Origin of the sequence: Pelorhabdus rhamnosifermentans (assembly GCF_018835585.1) — a bacterium.
Lineage (GTDB): Bacteria > Bacillota > Negativicutes > UMGS1260 > UMGS1260 > Pelorhabdus > Pelorhabdus rhamnosifermentans.
Window position 1 is genome coordinate 36,656 of record NZ_JAHGVE010000018.1, and the last position, 18,836, is coordinate 55,491.

At 45.3% G+C, this 18,836-nt stretch carries 15 protein-coding genes; all 15 read left to right on the forward strand.

Features of this window, described 5'->3' with window-relative positions:
- Positions 1-603 (forward strand): imidazole glycerol phosphate synthase subunit HisH, encoded by a 603-nt coding sequence (hisH, locus tag Ga0466249_RS18250; RefSeq protein WP_215830916.1) that lies wholly within the window; start codon positions 1-3, stop codon positions 601-603.
- A complete protein-coding gene (gene hisA / locus Ga0466249_RS18255) occupies positions 603-1,334 on the forward strand; it encodes a 1-(5-phosphoribosyl)-5-[(5-phosphoribosylamino)methylideneamino]imidazole-4-carboxamide isomerase (protein WP_215830917.1) in 732 nt (243 codons plus the stop codon). The genes hisH and hisA overlap by 1 nt, the downstream gene beginning before the upstream one ends.
- Positions 1,335-1,338: 4 nt before the next feature.
- Positions 1,339-2,097, forward strand: a complete 759-nt coding sequence (gene hisF, locus Ga0466249_RS18260) for an imidazole glycerol phosphate synthase subunit HisF (protein WP_215830918.1) — start codon at positions 1,339-1,341, stop codon at positions 2,095-2,097.
- Positions 2,094-2,765: a bifunctional phosphoribosyl-AMP cyclohydrolase/phosphoribosyl-ATP diphosphatase HisIE gene (gene hisIE, locus Ga0466249_RS18265; protein WP_376769309.1), complete on the forward strand. Its 672-nt coding sequence runs from the start codon at positions 2,094-2,096 to the stop codon at positions 2,763-2,765. Before hisF ends, hisIE begins: the two co-directional genes overlap by 4 nt.
- Positions 2,766-2,837: 72 nt before the next feature.
- Positions 2,838-3,605: a TSUP family transporter gene (locus Ga0466249_RS18270; RefSeq protein WP_215830919.1), complete on the forward strand. Its 768-nt coding sequence runs from the start codon at positions 2,838-2,840 to the stop codon at positions 3,603-3,605.
- A gap of 151 nt (positions 3,606-3,756) precedes the next feature.
- A complete protein-coding gene (locus Ga0466249_RS18275; RefSeq protein ID WP_215830920.1) occupies positions 3,757-4,899 on the forward strand; it encodes a divergent polysaccharide deacetylase family protein in 1,143 nt (380 codons plus the stop codon).
- Between the two features lie 60 nt (positions 4,900-4,959).
- On the forward strand, positions 4,960-5,622 hold the full coding sequence (gene sdaAB, locus Ga0466249_RS18280) for an L-serine ammonia-lyase, iron-sulfur-dependent subunit beta (protein ID WP_215830921.1): 663 nt from the start codon (positions 4,960-4,962) through the stop codon (positions 5,620-5,622).
- A 14-nt stretch (positions 5,623-5,636) separates the two neighbouring features.
- Positions 5,637-6,521: an L-serine ammonia-lyase, iron-sulfur-dependent, subunit alpha gene (sdaAA, locus tag Ga0466249_RS18285; protein ID WP_215830922.1), complete on the forward strand. Its 885-nt coding sequence runs from the start codon at positions 5,637-5,639 to the stop codon at positions 6,519-6,521.
- Positions 6,522-6,580: 59 nt separating this feature from the next.
- Complete coding sequence (locus Ga0466249_RS18290; RefSeq protein WP_215830923.1) at positions 6,581-8,215, forward strand: putative manganese-dependent inorganic diphosphatase; 1,635 nt, start codon at positions 6,581-6,583, stop codon at positions 8,213-8,215.
- An 86-nt stretch (positions 8,216-8,301) separates the two neighbouring features.
- Complete coding sequence (gene dpaL / locus Ga0466249_RS18295) at positions 8,302-9,510, forward strand: diaminopropionate ammonia-lyase (protein WP_215830973.1); 1,209 nt, start codon at positions 8,302-8,304, stop codon at positions 9,508-9,510.
- A gap of 13 nt (positions 9,511-9,523) precedes the next feature.
- A complete protein-coding gene (locus Ga0466249_RS18300; RefSeq protein WP_215830924.1) occupies positions 9,524-9,904 on the forward strand; it encodes a RidA family protein in 381 nt (126 codons plus the stop codon).
- Between the two features lie 257 nt (positions 9,905-10,161).
- Positions 10,162-11,925, forward strand: a complete 1,764-nt coding sequence (locus Ga0466249_RS18305) for a sigma-54-dependent Fis family transcriptional regulator (protein ID WP_215830925.1) — start codon at positions 10,162-10,164, stop codon at positions 11,923-11,925.
- 213 nt (positions 11,926-12,138) lie between these two features.
- The gene (locus tag Ga0466249_RS18310; protein WP_215830926.1) at positions 12,139-13,089 is read left to right on the forward strand and encodes a carbamate kinase; all 951 of its coding nucleotides are present in this window, start codon (positions 12,139-12,141) and stop codon (positions 13,087-13,089) included.
- A 62-nt stretch (positions 13,090-13,151) separates the two neighbouring features.
- Positions 13,152-15,713 (forward strand): selenium-dependent xanthine dehydrogenase, encoded by a 2,562-nt coding sequence (gene xdh / locus Ga0466249_RS18315; protein WP_215830927.1) that lies wholly within the window; start codon positions 13,152-13,154, stop codon positions 15,711-15,713.
- Between the two features lie 30 nt (positions 15,714-15,743).
- Complete coding sequence (gene ygfK / locus Ga0466249_RS18320) at positions 15,744-18,836, forward strand: putative selenate reductase subunit YgfK (RefSeq protein WP_215830928.1); 3,093 nt, start codon at positions 15,744-15,746, stop codon at positions 18,834-18,836.

Genomic DNA, 18,836 nt, shown 5'->3' on the forward strand with positions numbered 1-18,836 from the left:
ATGATTGCAATCATGGATTATGGTATGGGCAATTTATATAGTGTAGAAAAGGCTTTTGTCAAGCTCGGGGCCGCGGTGACTGTGACACGTGATGGCGATGTGATTCGTAAAGCCGATCAAGTTGTTTTGCCTGGTGTCGGTGCTTTTGGTGATTGCATGGAGAATATAAGAAGTTTCGGGCTAGAAGCTGTTATTCAGGAAGTCGTTCAGTCTGGCAAACCTTTTTTGGGTATTTGCCTGGGACTTCAGCTGATGTTTGAAGGAAGCGAAGAAACACCCGGCGTTGCAGGTCTGGGGATTTTTTCTGGTATGAACCGTAAAATTGTAGCCCCTGGGTTAAAAGTGCCTCACATGGGGTGGAATGATCTTGCTTTCAGAAAGTCTAGCTCTTTGTTTAAGGATTTATCTGCTCCTTATGTTTATTTTGTGCATAGTTATCATGCCGTTCCAACGGATGATACACTGATTACAGCTGTGACAGATTATGGCAGTCCCATTACGGCTTCTGTAGGCCAAGGCAATATTCAAGCTGTGCAGTTCCATCCGGAAAAATCCGGCCAAGCGGGTCTTAAAATACTGGAAAACTTTAAGGAGATGGCCTAATGATTTTATTTCCTGCCATTGATATTCGCGGTGGTAAATGCGTACGGTTAGTGAAGGGGGACTTCGCCCGCGAGACTGTTTTTTCCGAGCGTCCGGCTGATATGGCTCGTCGCTGGCAAAATGAAGGAGCCCAGTATCTGCATGTTGTCGATTTGGATGGGGCGCGTTCAGGAAAACCTGTCAATTTAGCTGCCATAGAAGATATTTTGCAGCAAGTGGAGCTTCCGGTACAGCTTGGCGGCGGTATTCGCGATTTGGAGACCATTGATATGTTGCTAGAAATGGGCGTAAGCCGCGTGATACTTGGTTCGATTGCGGTGAAGAATCCGGCTTTAGTCAAAGAGGCTGTGGCAAAGTTCGGTGAAAAAATTGTTGTCGGGATTGACGCTAAAGATGGCATTGTGGCTGTAGAAGGCTGGGGAAAAAGTAGCCCTGTTGCTGTTCGTGATTTAGCTTTAGACATGGCGGAGTGCGGCGTAAAACGGATTGTTTATACGGATATTTCTCGCGACGGCATGCTTTCAGGTGTTAATGTCGAGGCTACGGCACGCCTAGCCAAAGTGTCGGGCCTTTCTGTGATTGCATCAGGCGGCGTGAGAGATTTGACGGATATTGAAGCACTATTGGCTTGTGGTGAAGCGAAGGTGGAAGGGGTCATTATGGGGAAATCCATTTATACGGGAACACTGGATCTTAAGCAGGCACTTGAACTTGTAAAAAAGGGGCGATGATGCCATGTATACGAAGCGAATTATCCCTTGTCTCGATGTAAAAGACGGCAGGGTTGTAAAGGGAACGAATTTTGTGGGACTGCGTGATGCCGGAGACCCTGTAGAGCTTGCCAAAGTATATGACAAAGAAGGCGCTGATGAACTGATCTTTCTTGATATTACGGCATCATCTGATCACAGAGAAACGATTGTGGAAGTTGCCAAAAAGACGGCGGCTGAAGTGTTCATTCCTTTTACTATTGGTGGAGGAATTCGTACGAATCAGGACATTCGTAAGATGCTTAAAGCGGGTGCCGATAAGGTTTCTTTGAATACGGCGGCTGTCAGTCATCCTGAACTGATCGTTGAAGGGGCCAAGCGATTTGGCTCTCAATGTATTGTTTTAGCGGTAGATGCGCGTCAGACAGCACCCGACAAATGGGAAGTAACTATTCATGGCGGACGGACGTCAACGGGGCTGGATGTCGTGGAATGGGTAAAAAAAGCCGTGAATTTGGGTGCGGGTGAGATACTTCTTACAAGTATGGATAAAGATGGTACGAAAGATGGCTATGATATTCCTTTGACGCGGGCTGTTGCTGAAAGTGTTTCTGTCCCTGTGATCGCATCAGGCGGCGCAGGGAAGCTGGAACATTTTTATGATGTAGTGACCCTAGGCAAAGCCGATGCCGTACTCGCTGCTTCTGTTTTTCATTACGGACAATTTTCAGTGCAAGAGGTAAAATCTTATTTAAAAAGTCGACACGTGGAGGTTCGGTTATGATGGGAAAAATCACTGGGGATTTACTCAATAAAGTAAAATTTGATGGGCAGGGACTTGTTCCGGCAATTATTCAAGATGCTGAAACGAAAACGGTGCTCATGCTTGCTTATATGAATCAAGAATCTTTGACAAAAACGCTGCAATCAGGGTTCACCTGGTTTTACAGCCGTAGTCGCAAATGTTTGTGGCAAAAAGGTGAATCTTCCGGTCATGTCCAGCAGGTTGAGTCCATTCATTATGATTGTGACGGTGACACCTTGCTTGTTACTGTTAAGCAAACAGGTGCAGCTTGTCATGAGGGAACCTTTTCCTGCTTTAGTCGTCGCTTAGATGAAGAAGTGGTACAGGACGCTGCGATTGTGGAATCCACGGAAGTGTATGGGCAAGTTGCGACGATTTTGAATGACTTGTATGAAGTGATTCAGGACCGGAAGCACAATCGTCAGGAAGGATCGTATACATGTTATCTTTTTGACAAGGGACAGGATAAGATTCTGAAAAAAGTGGGCGAAGAAAGTGCCGAGACGATTATCGCCTCAAAAAATAATAGTAAAGAAGAAATTCTGTATGAAATGTCTGATTTGTGGTATCACTGTCTTGTACTTTTAAGTTATCACAACATCACACCGACAGAATTGCTTGCTGAACTTTATGGTCGGAGAAAATAGCAGGCTGGTTTTTCTTGGTTTATTTGTTATAATGATAATTGTGACAAATGAATCGCAGAAGGGACTGGCACTATGGAATTCATTTCAATGGGTATGGTAATCTTTTTATTTATAACAGGCTTTGTGGCTTCCTTTATTGATTCCGTTGTTGGTGGCGGGGGCCTAGTTACCTTGCCAGCCTTACTTATGACGGGACTTCCAATTACGCATGTACTGGGTACGAATAAGCTTTCTGCTTCGCTGGGCTCAGTAACGAGTATGATTACCTTTATCCGTTCAGGGAAAATAAATCTTTCATTAGTCAAATGGCTTGTTCCCCTGTCGTTTATCGGCTCCATGAGTGGTGCCTATTTGGTACGCTATATTCCTTCGGAGTTTATGAAGCCACTAGTGGTCATTTTACTTGTTGTTGTTGCTTTCTATACAGTCTTTAAAAAGGACTGGGGTGATATTTCCACTTATGGCGGTCTTAGTAAAAAGACAGGCATGATCAGCGGCCTCGTGGCTCTTATCATTGGTTTTTATGATGGCTTCTTTGGTCCTGGTACAGGTTCGTTTTTGATTTTTGCGTTTCTACTACTGGGATTTGATTTTGTGTCCTCATCAGGGAATGCCAAGGCGTTGAACTTTGCCAGTAATATTGCGGCCATGATTACTTTTCTATGGCTCGGTTATGTCCATATTGAGTATAGCTTGATCCTGGGATTTGGCATGATTTTAGGGGCGATAGCTGGGACGCGTGTAGCCATCCGCAAAGGTGCGGCTTACGTAAAGCCTCTCTTTGTTTCTGTAACAATCATCTTAGTCGGAAAACAGCTATGGGACTTATTTTTAAAGTAAACAAACATTTGGGCTCAGGCTGCCGAACAGGTAGCCTTTTTTATCATGAAAAGATATAATGAAAAGAGTGATTTTAGCACACTAAAAAAGATAGGAATGAGCGATGCGAAAAAAGCGAAACTTTCATTGGCTATGGATAGGTGGAATTTTTTTGCTGCTGAGTTTGGCTGTTGGCTATAGTATTTGGCATCAGGACGCTTCACAAAACTCTCATTATCAGCTGCAAAAAACAGGTGCTGGCGTGGTTGTTGATTTTACGGATACTTCACAGAAAATTCATCAAGTCCTTGATCAAACTTTGGCGGAAAATCATTTAGTCCTCCAGCAGGGAGAAGCAGGGCCGAAGGAACAGCCAAGAACGACAGTGGAAGGTAAGATTGTTTGGCATTACCGGAGTGAATCCACTCGGCTTTCTGGTGATGTTACGTTTGATGGCTTGAGTCAGCTCTTGAACCAAGCCCTGAAAAAAGTAGGTGGCGAAATCTTAGCCAGTCAGCCTGATTCCTATCAGGGAAAGCCTGTTATGCGGCTTGATGTGGGATGTCGCGATGTGCTTGACGGGGAACCTGTTTCAGTTGTGACAGACAGGCTTTATCTCTTTGCAGAAGGGAAGGCCGGGGCTGTACCTGGCGGTAAGGGCGAGCTGGCGATTATTATTGATGATTTTGGCTATAACAGTGAGCCAATCAACGCTTTTGTGAGTATTGACAGGCCTTTAACCTTTTCTGTGCTTCCCAATCGTCCCTATACTTTGCAGGCCGCTTCACGCGGTGTAAGCTCCGGACATCAGGTTATGTTGCATCTGCCAATGGAACCACAAGATAGTAAACAGCAATCTGAGGCGCAGACAGTCACGGTCAGTATGTCTGATCGTGAAGCCGGAGAGCTTGTTCGTCAAGATATAGGAGCCATACCGGGTCTGATCGGTGTGAATAATCATCAGGGATCACGGGCAACAAGTGATAAACGTATTATGAAGTCTGTACTGTCCATAGTAAAAGCCAAGCAATTGTTTTTTGTGGACAGTCGCACAAGCAGTCAGTCTGTTGCTTATGATATGGCCAGGCAACTGGGGGTCCGGACGATTGCCAATGACTTGTTTATTGATAATCAGTCGAATGTGGATTACATAAAAGGTCAATTGCGTCAGGCCATGGGTATTGCGACGAAAAAGGGTCATGCTGTGATTATTGGCCATGCTAGATTGAGTACGGCCATGGCTTTGCGTGAAATGATTCCTGAAATTGAATCAAATGGCATTCGACTTGTCTTTGTTTCGCAGCTTGTACAGTAATGACGCATAGTATAAAGGATAATTGGTTTACAATAGAGCAAATAAGAAAGGGGAAGGACGATGAAAAGCGTTTTTGATATTATTGGTCCCATTATGATTGGTCCCTCTAGTTCTCATACGGCAGGCGCGGCCCGCATCGGCAAACTGGCGCGGGCCATTTTAGGTGAAGCTCCAACACAAGCCACAGTCAAATTGCATGGATCGTTTGCGCAAACTTATCTTGGCCATGGTACTGATAAGGCTATTGTAGCAGGCTTGCTTGGATTTTCTGCTGATGATGAGCGGATACCTGAGGCTTTGACTTTAGCTGCCCAAGCGGGACTGGCAATTGAATTTGTCAAAGCAGATCTTGGCGATGTTCATCCGAATACAGCTTGTATTGAGATGGTAGGACAGTCAGGTAGAAAAGCCCAGGTGATGGGTTCTTCCATTGGTGGCGGCAGTGTCCTTATTACAAAAATTAATGGTTATGATGTAGAGCTTACTGGTGAGTATGCAACGCTTATTACGATTCATGAAGATAAGCCCGGTATTGTGGCGCTTGTTACCCATATTCTTGCGCAAGAGGCTGTGAATGTTGCTTTTATGCGTGTTTCGCGCCAAGAACGCGGGGCCGAGGCTTTGTTGATTTTAGAAGCTGATGAGCCCATATCCCACCATGCCTATGAACTTGTTGCTCATTTGCCCAAGGTGAAGGTGGCTATGTTAGTATCCCCAATTTAGGAGGTGACACAGGGATGAATTCTTTTTCTACATTTTCTGATCTTATTGCAGTGGCTGAGCAGCAACAAAAATCTGTGGCTGATATGATGGTCGACTATGAAGTGCAAAAACAACAAATGAATAAAGAACAAGTGTGGCAGGGAATGGATGGCTGCCTGACAGTCATGATGGAAGCCGTTCAAAAAGGGAAAAACAGTCGGGAAAAATCAGTCAGCGGTATGGTTGGCGGTAATGCAGCCCGCTTTGGTGATTATATGAAAGGCAGTGGTATTTTAGGTCCTACCGCGCAAAAGGCCATGTGTTATGCTTTAGCTGTCAGTGAAGTGAATGCAGCTATGGGCCGGATTGTGGCTAGTCCAACAGCGGGATCTTGCGGTATTTTGCCAGGTGCGATTCTTGCGGCAGGCGAGGCTTTAAGCTGTACACGCGAGCAACTTGTGGCTGGCCTTTTCACGGCAGCAGGCGTGGGCCTTGTGATCAATGAACATGCGTCTCTTGCCGGTGCTCTCGGTGGGTGCCAGGCTGAATGTGGTTCAGCGGCAGCCATGGCTGCCGCTGCTGTGGTAGAAATGGCTGGGGGAACGCCAAGGCAGGCGGGACAAGCATTGGCTTTGGCATTTAAAAATCTATTGGGTCTTGTTTGCGATCCTGTAGCTGGTTTAGTTGAAGTGCCTTGTGTGAAGCGAAATGCTTTTGGTGCTGTTCATGCTCTTGTGGCAGCCGAGATGGCTCTTTCTGGTATTGAAAGTGTGATTCCGCCTGATGAAGTGATTACAGCCTCTTATGAAATTGGCTGTCTGCTGCCGAAAAGTTTGCGTGAAACATCAGAGGCTGGTTTGGCTAAAACGCCGACAGGCCAGGCTATTGAGGCCAAATTGCATGGTCAAAATTCACTGTGAGACAGACGATCTTTTTATAATAACATTACATTTTAAACTTTCAGTAAGGGGAATCATTCATGAATAAACCTATTTATGTTATTGGACATCGTAATCCAGATACAGACTCTATTTGTTCTGCTATTGCCTATGCGCATTTAAAGCAGTCCCTTGGCATTTCAGCCATTGCTGCACGGGCAGGCAAAATAAACAATGAAACAAAATATATCCTTGATACGTTGAAAGTTCCGGCACCTATGATTGTTAATTATTTATATCCCCAGGTAAAAGATATTATGAAACCTGCGCAATTAACGATTCATGCTAATCAGACGTTGAAGGAATTGGGCCGTCTCTTGGCCAGTCATCATACCAAGTCCATTCCTGTTGTAGATGATAAACAGCATTTATGCGGTATTGTATCAGTTAGTGATTTAGCCCGGCGTTATTTTGATGAACTGGGTATGCCAGATCTTGCTGAGAGCAATGTAGAGTATGCGTCTATTATTAAAGTTCTTGATGGTACACTTGTGCAAGGCGATATTGTAGGCCGTAAAATTACCGGTCGTGTCAAGATTGCGGCTGCCAAGGTCGATACCATGTTAAATACAATTTCTGCTGGTGACATTGTGCTTGTTGGTGACAGATTAAATGTTCAATTGGCTTGTATTAAATTAGGTGTCGCTTGTTTAATTGTGACAGTGGGGGCCAAGGTTCAAGAAAGAGTCTGTGAGGCTGCGGCAAAAGCGGGTGTTATTATTATTACAGCCCCTTATGATACTTATATTTGCGGGCGATTGATTAACCAATCTGTACCTGTAAGTATTGTCATGCAAAAGGAGGTTGTTACATTTAAACCGAGTCAGCTTGCGATGGATATTAAGAAAACCATTGCTGAGACACGCTTTCGCAATTATCCTATTGTTGAAAATGACCGTTTTATTGGCGTTATTGACAGAGACAGCTTTATTATGCCGGAACGGGAAAAAATAATTTTAGTTGATCATAATGAAGTGAGTCAGGCTGTTGAAGGCATTGAAGAGGCCGATATTATTGAAGTTGTTGATCACCATCGTTTAGGAGGGATGGAAACAAATAGTCCTATTTCCGTTCACTTTGAGCCTGTTGGCTGCACAGCAACTATTATCGCTGGTTTGTATTGGCAAAATCAGATTACCATTCCGCAAGAGATTGCTGGATTATTGCTATCAGCCATTCTATCAGATACGGTACTATTTAAGTCACCTACTTGTACTGAGCGGGATAAGACAGTAGCCAAGCAATTGGCAGAAATAGCGAATCTTGATATTGAAGCCCATGGCATGGCTTTGCTCAAAGCGGGTTCTGATATTGGCAGCATGTCGGCAACAGATATTTTGCGTAATGATTTGAAGGAATTCCAATTAGGCGACTACCGTTTGGCTATCGGTCAAATCTCTGTTCTTGATGGTGAAAGTATCTTGGCGATGAGAGCCGGTATTCAGGCTGAAATGCGGCAGATGTGCTTACGTGATGGCTATGATATGGTGTTGCTCATGGATACGGATATTCTAAATGAATGTACGCATTTGCTATTTGAGGGACATCCGATTTCTTTAATCGAAGATGCTTTTGGTGAGAAGGGTGAAGAAGGCGTTATTTATCTGCCGAATGTTTTATCACGTAAAAAACAAATTGTTCCGCCCTTAAGTGATGCGGCTCGCAAAGAAAAATAGTTGTTTTACTCCACTTGACATTTTTTTGGCATGATTATTGCTATATATTTTATTGTGATAATCAGGATGTTGAGAGGAGCTAAATGATGACGACTCAGGTTAAGTGGAGTTTGAATCCTTTGAAACAGGGACAATCCTCCATCGAATTTCTCAGTAAGTCAGCAATCGATAAAGCGCGAAATTTTCATAAAAGTTTGCCTGGCTATAAAGAAACACCATTAAGAAGCCTGGACAATTTGGCTAAATATTTGGGCGTTGCCAAGGTATGTGTCAAAGATGAATCTTATCGGTTTGGTCTGAATGCATTTAAAGTACTCGGTGGGTCCTATGCGATAGGGTGCTATTTGGCTAGTTTGCTTAACAAGGATATCGGTGAGCTTCCTTTTTCAGTTTTGACCTCGCCTGAAGTTCACCGTATGTTAGGTGATATTACTTTTACAACGGCGACAGATGGGAACCATGGGCGGGGCGTTGCTTGGACAGCAAACAAGCTACAGCAGAAATCAGTGATTTATATGCCCAAGGGGTCAGCGAAAAGTCGGTTGGAGAATATCCAGTCGGAAGGTGCTAAAGCGTCGATTACAGATGTTAATTATGATGAAGTTGTACGCTTAGTAGCTGAAGATGCCAAAAGGCATGGTTGGGTAATGATTCAGGATACAGCCTGGGAAGGCTATGAGGATATTCCGACCTGGATTATGCAGGGCTACGGCACCATGGCTGCTGAAGCACTCGAACAGATGCTCATTAGCAAGGGAGAGCCGCCTACGCATATTTTTATTCAGGCCGGAGTCGGTTCACTCGCGGGAGCTGTCCAAGGCTATTTTGCTTCTGTTTTAAAAGAGGCTTGTCCAAGGGTGGTGATTGTAGAATCGAATCAAGCCAACTGTTTGTTCCAATCCGTACAAGCGGGCGATGGAAAGCCTCATTTTGTAACAGGCGAGTTGAATACAATTATGGCGGGGTTAGCCTGTGGTGAGCCTAACACAATTAGTTGGGAAGTATTACGGGACTATAGTGACATGTTTATTTCCTGTCCGGATATTGTGGCTGCGCTAGGAATGCGGATGTTGGGCAATCCCCTTGGAAATGATTCGCCGATTATTTCCGGCGAATCAGGTGCTGTTACACTCGGATTGTTTGCTCTTCTTATGCAGGATGAGCAATTATTAGCAGTGAAGCAGCAATTACATTTGGATGAAAATTCGCGCGTGCTGTTATTTAGTACGGAGGGCGATACCGATCCGGCTCAATATCGCAACATTGTTTGGCAGGGTGAATTTTCTTATAAATAAGGAGGCGTTTTAGTTGAAAGCAATCGTAAATACTGATAAGGCACCATCTGCAATTGGACCTTATTCACAGGCAGTAAAAGCAGGGGGATTTTTATTCGTTTCGGGACAGATCCCCGTTGTTCCAGCGACAGGTGAGGTTGTAGCAGGTGGCGTAAAAGAACAGACTAAACAGTCGTTAGAAAATCTCATGGCTATTTTAAATAACCAAGGACTTACGGCGGAAAATGTGATCAAGACAACTGTTTTTATTAAGGATATGAATGATTTTGGAAAAATTAACGCGATTTATGGTCAGTATTTTATGAAAGATGCACCTGCGCGGGCTTGCGTAGAAGTTGCTAGATTACCTAAAGATGTACTTGTCGAAATTGAAGCGGTCGCAGTCTTATCATAAAAACACGTATTAAAATGATACAAATGTCTTCATTTGATAGGAAAAAAATTTCTTATTAATCATCAGAATGAGATTATTTGATGCTTGTGTGTTTCATCACAAGCAATATAATCTCATTCTGAATTTTTTTGTTTTATAGCAGGGATAGGCTGTTCAGACTTGAACTATAACAGTAAATAAAAGGAAAAAAATATGATCCGAAGTCATTTCTAAAAAACATAATTGATGTTAGGTCTGACAAGTATAGGAGGATCACAATGTATGATTTACATAATATTCAGGCCACTGTTCAACAGACAGCTGAAGCTATTGCTGAAGTGTTAAAAATTGAAGTCGAAATTGCTGATGAAAAACTAGTGAGAGTGGCAGGCACAGGACAGTGCGCCGACAAATGCGGGCAGAGGATGGATGAAGGTTTTGTTTATCATCATGTCCTCACATCAGGTGAGGCCATGATAATTGATCATCCGGGATTTCATCCGCTTTGTAAGCCTTGTCGGTATTACCAGAATTGCTCGGAAAAAGCGGAAGTAGCCATGCCGATAAAAGTGGACGAACAGATTATTGGCATTATTGGTTTAATCTGTTTCGACGCTGAACAAGGGCGGCGTCTGATGAGCCAGACCGATTCGCTGCTTCGATTTCTTGGCAAGATGGCTGAGCTAGTTGCCGGGAAAATTGTGGAGAATTATCAAAAACGACAACAAGAAGTTGTGATGAATGAATTAATGACGATACTCAATTTGTTGCATGATGGCATTTTGGTGGTAAATGAAGAACAGCTCGTAAATAACATGAATAAATCAGCCTTAAAAATGCTCAATATTTCAGAGAAAATACCTTTCCATCTGGATCATATCATCGAATGTCAACGTATTTGGAAGGGAATTCTAAAAAATGGCTGTTTCTCCGGACAAATTAGTCCGAAAAAAGGGCATAGTCAACTATTTTGCGATGCTGTCGCAATTAAAACCATGGGAAATTTGGAAGGCGCCGTGATTATGCTGAAAGATTTTCAGCAGGTGCAGAAGCTTGTCAAGGAAGCGACAGTAAGTGGAATTGCTACGGAATTCCCCCAAATTATTGGGGAAAGTTCGAAGATGAGGGAGCTGAAAGAGGTCGCGCAGCGGGTGGCACCAAGCAATGCTACGCTGATTATTGAGGGAGCCAGCGGTACAGGCAAGGAATTGTTTGCACGAGCCATTCATCAGAGCAGTAACCGCAAAAATTACGCATTTATTGCCATTAATTGTGGTGCTATTCCGGAAAACCTATTGGAAAGCGAGTTATTTGGTTATGAAGAAGGCGCTTTTACTGGGGCACAGCGGGGCGGGAAGTTGGGAAAATTTGAATTGGCACACAAGGGGACAATTTTTTTAGATGAAATTGGCGACATGCCTTTGCATCTGCAAGTGAAGTTGCTGCGCGTATTGCAGGAACGTTGTGTGGAACGCGTTGGAGGTTCACGTCTGATTCCCATTGATGTGAGAGTGATTGCGGCTACTCACCAGAATTTAGAGAAACTAGTTGTGACAGGGGAATTTCGCGAGGATCTTTATTATCGGCTTCATGTTATTCCCTTGATGATTCCGCCGCTCTGTGAGCGTAAAGACGATATTCCCTTATTAGCACAGTCTTTTCTCAACCATTATTGCCGTTTACTTGGTAAAGCGGTTTTGTCCATGACACCGGATGTTTATGATTGTTTGAAAAAATATACTTGGCCAGGGAATGTTAGGGAACTTGGTAACGTAATTGAGTATGTATCAACTATGGCTGTCGGTGACGTGGTTACTTTAGATATGTTACCACGAAGAATTGGCAATCCAATGCCATTACATAATAAAATACAGTCGCTGAAAATAGTGGATTTAGAACGTGAGGCCATTACGAAGGCACTTGCCATCGCTTCAGAAATGGGGCATAAAGATGAAGCAGCTAAATTGCTTGGTATCAGCCGGGCGACTTTGTATCGGAAAATCAGGGAATATCATGTCGTTGAGATAAAGAAATTTGACTAATGATTTGTATCGTTATGCATACCGGAATATCAAAATGAGATGACGGTGGAGAACGATAATAAGAAGGTTAGCTAATAGGGGCAAACAATTTACTTACTTTTTAATTGGCATGATTATTGCAATAAATTGAATTAGAGAGGTGTTTCTATGCTTCAATGAAAATAGGCGCTACACTGCTGAGACAGTGTGAACGTTGGGGTGGGTGGAAAAAAGATGCAAAAATTGGTTGTCATTGCAATAGGAGGAAATTCATTGATTATGGATCCGAGCCGGCAGCGAGTAGAGGATCAATATCAAGCTGTCTGTGAGACGGCTCGGCATATTGCTGGCATGGTCGCTCAAGGCTATGATGTTATCGTTACGCATGGTAATGGGCCGCAAGTTGGGTTTATTATGCAGCGCGCCGAAATTGCTCGGGAAGTAGCGAAAATGCATAGTGTACCTTTAGTGAATTGCGGAGCTGATACGCAAGGCGCGATTGGCTATCAAATTCAACAGGCTTTAGATAATGAATTCAAGCGGCGAAATATTGCGAAAACCGCCGTAACTGTCGTAACTCAGGTAGTCGTTGATGAATCAGACTCGGCATTTAAGCATCCTAGTAAACCCATTGGTTCCTTTTATACTTTAGAGCAATCGGCCTTTATTCAGCAAGAACATCCGGAGTGGGCCATGGTTTATCATTCAGGGCAGGGGTATCGTCGGGTAGTGGCTTCACCACAGCCCAAAGAAATTATCGAAAAACAAGTGATTTTTGAATTGATGCGCAGCGGCTATTGTGTGATCGGTGTAGGTGGTGGCGGGATTCCCGTGGTTCGTAACGCTGACGGTGATTTGCGGGGCATCGATGCGGTGATTGATAAAGATTTTGCCTCGAGTCTGTTAGCCTCGGAACTAGCAGCCGATATTCTTATTATTTCTACAGGCGTGGAAAAAGTATATCTTAATTTTGGTCAACCGAGTGCTCAGGCACTGGATGTTGTGGATTTGCAGCAAATGAAACAGTATGCTACAGAAAATCATTTTGCTCCTGGCAGTATGCTGCCAAAGATTCAGTCTGTCATTCAGTTTTTAGAACAGGGTGGTAAAAAGGCCATTATTACGAATCCCCAATCGCTTGAGCGGGCTATTGCCGGTGAAACGGGTACCCATATTCAAGCATAATCATCTTTGCGAGAAATTGTGAAGAATAACAAGCTGTTGTTCAGTAGTAGAGGTGGCGAGTCATGTCTACGTTCAACTTAAATGGCAACTTTGTGACGGTCAGCGGGGAAAAAAACTTATTAGAATATTTGCGCGATACTGCCTGGATTACTTCGGTGAAAAACGGTTGCGGTGAAGGGGCATGTGGTGCGTGCATGGTTTTGGTAGACGGCAAGCCGACGAAAGCTTGTATTTTGACGGCTGATCGGTTGGAGGGAAAACACGTTTTGACTGTGGAAGGGCTGTCTGATTTGGAAAAGGAAATTTATAGCTGGGCCTTTGCCGCTGCCGGGGCCGTGCAGTGCGGCTTTTGCATTCCTGGTATGGTTATGAGTGCCAAAGGACTTATCGATAAAAACCCGCATCCAACGCGCAGCGAGGTTAAGCAGGCTCTCAAGGGCAATATTTGTCGATGTACCGGTTATGTTAAAATCGAACAAGCCGTATTGTTAGCAGCTAAGGCGCTAAAGGAAAAAATTGAATTGCCTGAGACAGGTATGCGGCAGATTAAAGTCGGTGACAGGATGCCGCGGGTAGATGCCAGAGCAAAAGTATTGGGAACGGCTGAGTATGTTGACGACATGTACGTTGAAGGCATGCTTCATGCCGCTGTCTTGCGATCGCCAAGTGCCCGTGCGCTCATTAAGCATATTGATACGGCAGCGGCTCAAGCTTTGTCTGGTGTAGCGGCTGTCATCACTGCCGCTGATATTCCCGGTTGCCGTTATCAAGGTCATATTATCCCCGATTGGCCGGCCTTTATTGCTGAAGGTGAATGTACCCGCTATATCGGCGATGCTTTGGCAGCTGTTGCGGCTCTGTCTAAAGAAGTAGCCCAAGCTGCAGTAAAGCTTATTCAAGTCGAGTATGAAGTATTGCCGCCGCTCATTTCACCGCAGTCGGCACTGGCCCCGGATGCTCCGAAGCTTCATCCCAAAGGCAATGTGCTGGCGAAGACAGTGCTCAAACGCGGCGCTGCCGACCAAGCCATTGCGGCTTCCCGCTATGTTGTGACCCAGCATTATACAACACCTGCGACAGAGCATGCTTTTTTAGAACCGGAAAGCGCATTGGCTGTTCCTAACCGCGATGGCACGTTAACGGTGTATACAGGGACGCAAAATATTTATGATGATCATCGCGGTATTGTGTCTTTGCTTGGAGTAGCAGATGATAAGGTTCGTGTGATTAGTAAAATGGTTGGGGGTGGATTTGGCGGCAAAGAGGACTTGATTGCGCAACATCATGCGGCACTGCTGGCCTGGCGCATCAAGAAAGCAGTCAAACTTACGCTCAGTCGTCAGGAGAGCATTTATGTTCATCCTAAGCGGCACGCCATGGAGATGGATTTTACAACGGCTTGTGATGAAAATGGGATAATTACGGCCATGAAAGCCGAATTGATTGCGGATACTGGCGCTTATGCTTCTTTAGGGGGGCCGGTTTTGCAGCGGGCGTGTACACATGCTGCCGGACCGTATCAAATTCCCAATGTTGATATCGTCGGAATCGGTGTATATACGAACAATCCACCTGCCGGTGCTTTTCGCGGTTTCGGTGTTACACAATCGTGCTTTGCTATGGAAAGTAATATGAACATACTAGCGGAAAAAACCGGGCTTTCTCCCTGGGAAATCCGGTTCCGCAATGCTATTGAGCCGGGAAAGGTGCTGCCAAATGGCCAGATTGCCGACGCTGGAACGGCGTTTAAGGAAACGCTGCTTGCTGTGCGTGATGTTTTTGACGCCCATCCCGGCGCTGGATTGGCCTGCGCCATGAAAAATGCTGGTATTGGCGTTGGTCTGCCTGATATTGGCCGCGTTAAGCTCAAGATTGAGGGCGGAAAGGTTGTTATGCTGACTGGTGCGGCTTGTATTGGCCAGGGGCTTGTTACGACAATGACGCAGATTTTATGTGAAACAACGGGGCTCGCTGCTTCCCTGGTGACAGCTGTTACGCCCGATACCTTCGTTACGCCTGACTCGGGTACGACGACGGCATCACGTCAAACCGTATTTACTGGCGAAGCCGTCAGGCAAGCTGGCTTGAAACTAAAAGCGGCGTTGGCCTCTGCTCCTTTATCAGCGCTGACAGGCAGTGAATTTGATGGTGAGTACCTTGGTGTAACCGATCCGATGGGGTCGGATAAGCCGAATCCAGTCAGCCATGTCGCTTACGGTTACGCCAGTCATGTCGTTCTTCTTGATGAACTGGGCAAAGTTACAAAGGTGGTGGCGGCTCATGATGTGGGAAAGGCCATTAACCCGAATGGTGTGGAAGGGCAGATTGAAGGCGGCGTGGTTATGGGCATGGGTTATGCGCTGACGGAGAATTTTTTATTGCAAGACGGTGTGCCGAAGGTGAAGTTTGGTACGCTGGGACTGCTTCGTGTCAGTGCCGTTCCTGATATCGAGACGATCATTGTAGAGAAAAATCGTAGTGAACTGGCTTATGGCGCCAAAGGCGTAGGGGAAATTACGAGCATTCCGATTGCTCCAGCCATTGCTGGCGCTTATCTGCGGCGTGACGGCAAAGTGCGGTGGAAATTACCGCTGGAGGGTACTCCTTACAGCCGAAAAAAATAGGTAACATACGTATTTTGGGAGGGGAAAACCATGGGAGATAAGATGCGACCTATTCCGTTTACGGAATTAATCCGACGTATTTTTGAGGAATATGCCAGAGAAAGATCAATTTTTTCCCTCGGGGAAAGCGGATTTTTTCGCAAAAAAGGCAGCAAGAAGGTAGTCCTTGCCGGGGAGTGGAGTGAAACACCCATTGGGCCGGCGGCAGGTCCCCATACCCAATTGGCGCAAAACATTATTACTTCTTATCTGGCTGGCAGCCGGTTTATTGAATTGAAAACGGTGCAGGAGCAAGAGCCGCCCGTGGATAAACCATGTATTGACGCAACAGATGAGTGTTTTAATACGGAGTGGTCCAGTGAATTTACCGTGGAAAAAGCTTATGAGGAATATGTGAAGGCCTGGATTATTCTGCATCTTCTTGAAGAGATGTTTGCTCTTCGTAACGGCAAAGATCGTTCGTTTATCTTTAATATGAGCGTGGGGTATGATCTGGCGGGAATTCAATCTCCGCGCATGGACAGCTATATGAATGGGTTGATGGATGCAACGAAGCAACCGTTTTTTAGGACTTGTCTAGAGGATCTCAAGGCACTTTTGGCGGATGGAATTTTTTTGCGTGGCACAGGCCTGGAGGCAAGGCGGACAGCACTTACCGATCTGCCGCAGCGAATTTCAGGTAAGATTTGTAGCTCTGTAACGTTGTCAACAATGCATGGCTGTCCGCCAGCAGAAATTGAAAAAATCTGCTCCTATTTGCTTACTGAAAAAAAATTGGCGACTTATGTCAAACTCAATCCTACATTGCTTTCATTTTCTGTTGTACGGAAAATACTCAATAGTCTTGGTTTTGATTACGTGGAATTGGATCAGACATCATTTGATCATGATTTAGAGTACGGTGATGCCATTCCCATGCTGCATCGCTTGCAAAAACTGGCGACAGAGAATGAGCGCTTTTTCGGTGTGAAATTGACCAATACGCTGGGGACGGTTAATTTTAAACAGAAGTTGCCTGGCTGTGCCATGTATTTGTCCGGACGAGCTTTGTTTCCTCTGTCTATTCAGTTGGCTGCCAAAATCTGTCGGGAATTTACTGGCACACTGCCTATTTCTTTTTCTGGCGGCATTAGTGAGCACAATGTGGCTGCGGTTTTTGCGACAGGTATCCGACCCATTACGCTCGCTACAGAAATTCTCAAACCCGGCGGCTATAACCGGATGTCTTCCATTGCCGCCAAACTGGAAGCGGCAGAAGGCTGGGAAAAAAGTGACATTGATGTTGAAATGGTGAAAGAGCTGGCGAGTCAAGCGCTCGAAGCAGATTTTTCTCACAAAGACTATCGGGGCAATGATCCCGTGTCTATAACGGGTGTGTTGCCGCAGTTCGATTGTGCCGAGGCGCCGTGTAAAACAGCCTGCCCGATTCACCAGGATATTCCGGAATATATCCGTCTGGTAGGTAAGAAAAGGTACGTGGAAGCGCTGGCGCTTATCTATGAAAAAAATGCTCTGCCTTCGATTACTGCCCACATTTGTAATCATGTTTGTCAGTATCATTGTACGCGAATGGATTATGAAGGCTGTGTTCTGATTCGGGAAGTGAAGCGGATTGCCGTCAAGATGGGGTTTGAAGATTACCTGAAAGAATGGGGCGGTGTGGCAAGCGTTAATGGTGTAAAAGTTGCAGTTATGGGGGCTGGGCCTGCAGGACTAGCAATCGCTTATTTCTTGGCGCGAGAAGGGTTTGCTGTAACTGTGTTTGATTCGCGGGCTGCTGCGGGCGGCACTGTCAGACATATCATTCCTCGATTTCGCATTAGTGACGAAGCCATTGACAGTGACGTGAACTTTATCAAAAAGCATGGTGTGAAATTTGTATTTAAGGCCGATCCGATGCTTACACCGAAAATTTTGCAGGCAGAACAAGGTTTTCGTTATGTCGTTGTGGCAGTAGGAGCCAGTGCGGAAAAGCCTTTTGATATCAAGAATGAAAGCAAAGCAAAGATCCTTTCTGCTCTCACTTTTCTTGAAGCCTATCATCAGAATTCCGCAAGTCTCGATTTAGGGAGGCACGTTGTTGTCGTTGGTGCGGGAAATACGGCCATGGATACCGCCCGGACGGCACTGAAAATTGCTGGCGTCGAGAGCGCTTGTATTATTTATCGCCGTACGGAAAAGGAAATGCCGGCGTACCGTGAAGAGTATGCCCAGGCATTAGCAGATAATGTTACCTTCCGTTTTCTCTTAAATCCTGAAAAAATAACAGCTGCCGGCAAGCTAATCTGCCGGGTTATGCGGCTAGGCGAGATGGATGCCAGTGGCCGCCCCAAACCAGAGCCCACTGACGCCGTAGAAGTCATGGCTGTGGATACACTCATTGTGGCCATTGGTGAGGGAGTCGATCAGACGCTGCTAAAGCGTCTGGGCATGGCAGAAACAAAGGGAATCTATCTTATTGGAGATGTTCGTACTGGGCCTTCGTCCATCGTCCAGTCTATCGCCGATGCGCGCCAGGCGGCTGACGACATTTGTCGGAAAGTAACTGCTAAGTGGCAGAGGCAAGAAGTAAGGCCGCTCAAGGCTGACGACAGACAAGTGCAGGAAATTTCCGACAAAAAAATCGGCCTGATTAGACAGTCGAAAGCGCCTGCAGAAGGTTCTGATGAACTGAATTTGGAGGTGGGCAGTAGCGAATTCCGGCGCTGCCTGGAATGCAATGTTGTTTGCAATAAGTGTGTTGAAGTTTGTCCCAATCGGGCGAATATTGCTGTGGATATGGCTGATGACGGCGATTTTGTCAACCGTTTTCAAATTGTTCATCTTGACGCCTATTGTAATGAGTGCGCAAATTGCGCTACTTTTTGCCCCTGGGATGGCAAGCCTTACCTGGATAAGACGACCCTCTTCAGTCGGCGTGACGATTTCTTGAGCAGCAACAATCCGGGATTTTTTGTTGAAAGCGATACGTTATTGATTCGCTGTGAAGGCAAGGTACAGTCCTTTGAACGTCAGGGAGGCAGCTTTGCTATTGGTGGGAGCGGTGCTCTAGGCAAGCTGGGGCGGCTCTTTAATAAAATTTATGTTGAACGTAAATCTCTCTTTGGGGCTGTTGAAAAATAG

Coding starts and splice junctions, on each gene's coding strand:
- hisH (WP_215830916.1), top strand. CDS start 1: ATGATTGCAATCATGGATTATGGTATGGGCAATTTATATAGTGTAGAA.
- hisA (WP_215830917.1), top strand. CDS start 603: ATGATTTTATTTCCTGCCATTGATATTCGCGGTGGTAAATGCGTACGG.
- hisF (WP_215830918.1), top strand. CDS start 1,339: ATGTATACGAAGCGAATTATCCCTTGTCTCGATGTAAAAGACGGCAGG.
- hisIE (WP_376769309.1), top strand. CDS start 2,094: ATGATGGGAAAAATCACTGGGGATTTACTCAATAAAGTAAAATTTGAT.
- Ga0466249_RS18270 (WP_215830919.1), top strand. CDS start 2,838: ATGGAATTCATTTCAATGGGTATGGTAATCTTTTTATTTATAACAGGC.
- sdaAB (WP_215830921.1), top strand. CDS start 4,960: ATGAAAAGCGTTTTTGATATTATTGGTCCCATTATGATTGGTCCCTCT.
- sdaAA (WP_215830922.1), top strand. CDS start 5,637: ATGAATTCTTTTTCTACATTTTCTGATCTTATTGCAGTGGCTGAGCAG.
- Ga0466249_RS18290 (WP_215830923.1), top strand. CDS start 6,581: ATGAATAAACCTATTTATGTTATTGGACATCGTAATCCAGATACAGAC.
- dpaL (WP_215830973.1), top strand. CDS start 8,302: ATGACGACTCAGGTTAAGTGGAGTTTGAATCCTTTGAAACAGGGACAA.
- Ga0466249_RS18305 (WP_215830925.1), top strand. CDS start 10,162: ATGTATGATTTACATAATATTCAGGCCACTGTTCAACAGACAGCTGAA.
- Ga0466249_RS18310 (WP_215830926.1), top strand. CDS start 12,139: ATGCAAAAATTGGTTGTCATTGCAATAGGAGGAAATTCATTGATTATG.
- xdh (WP_215830927.1), top strand. CDS start 13,152: ATGTCTACGTTCAACTTAAATGGCAACTTTGTGACGGTCAGCGGGGAA.
- ygfK (WP_215830928.1), top strand. CDS start 15,744: ATGGGAGATAAGATGCGACCTATTCCGTTTACGGAATTAATCCGACGT.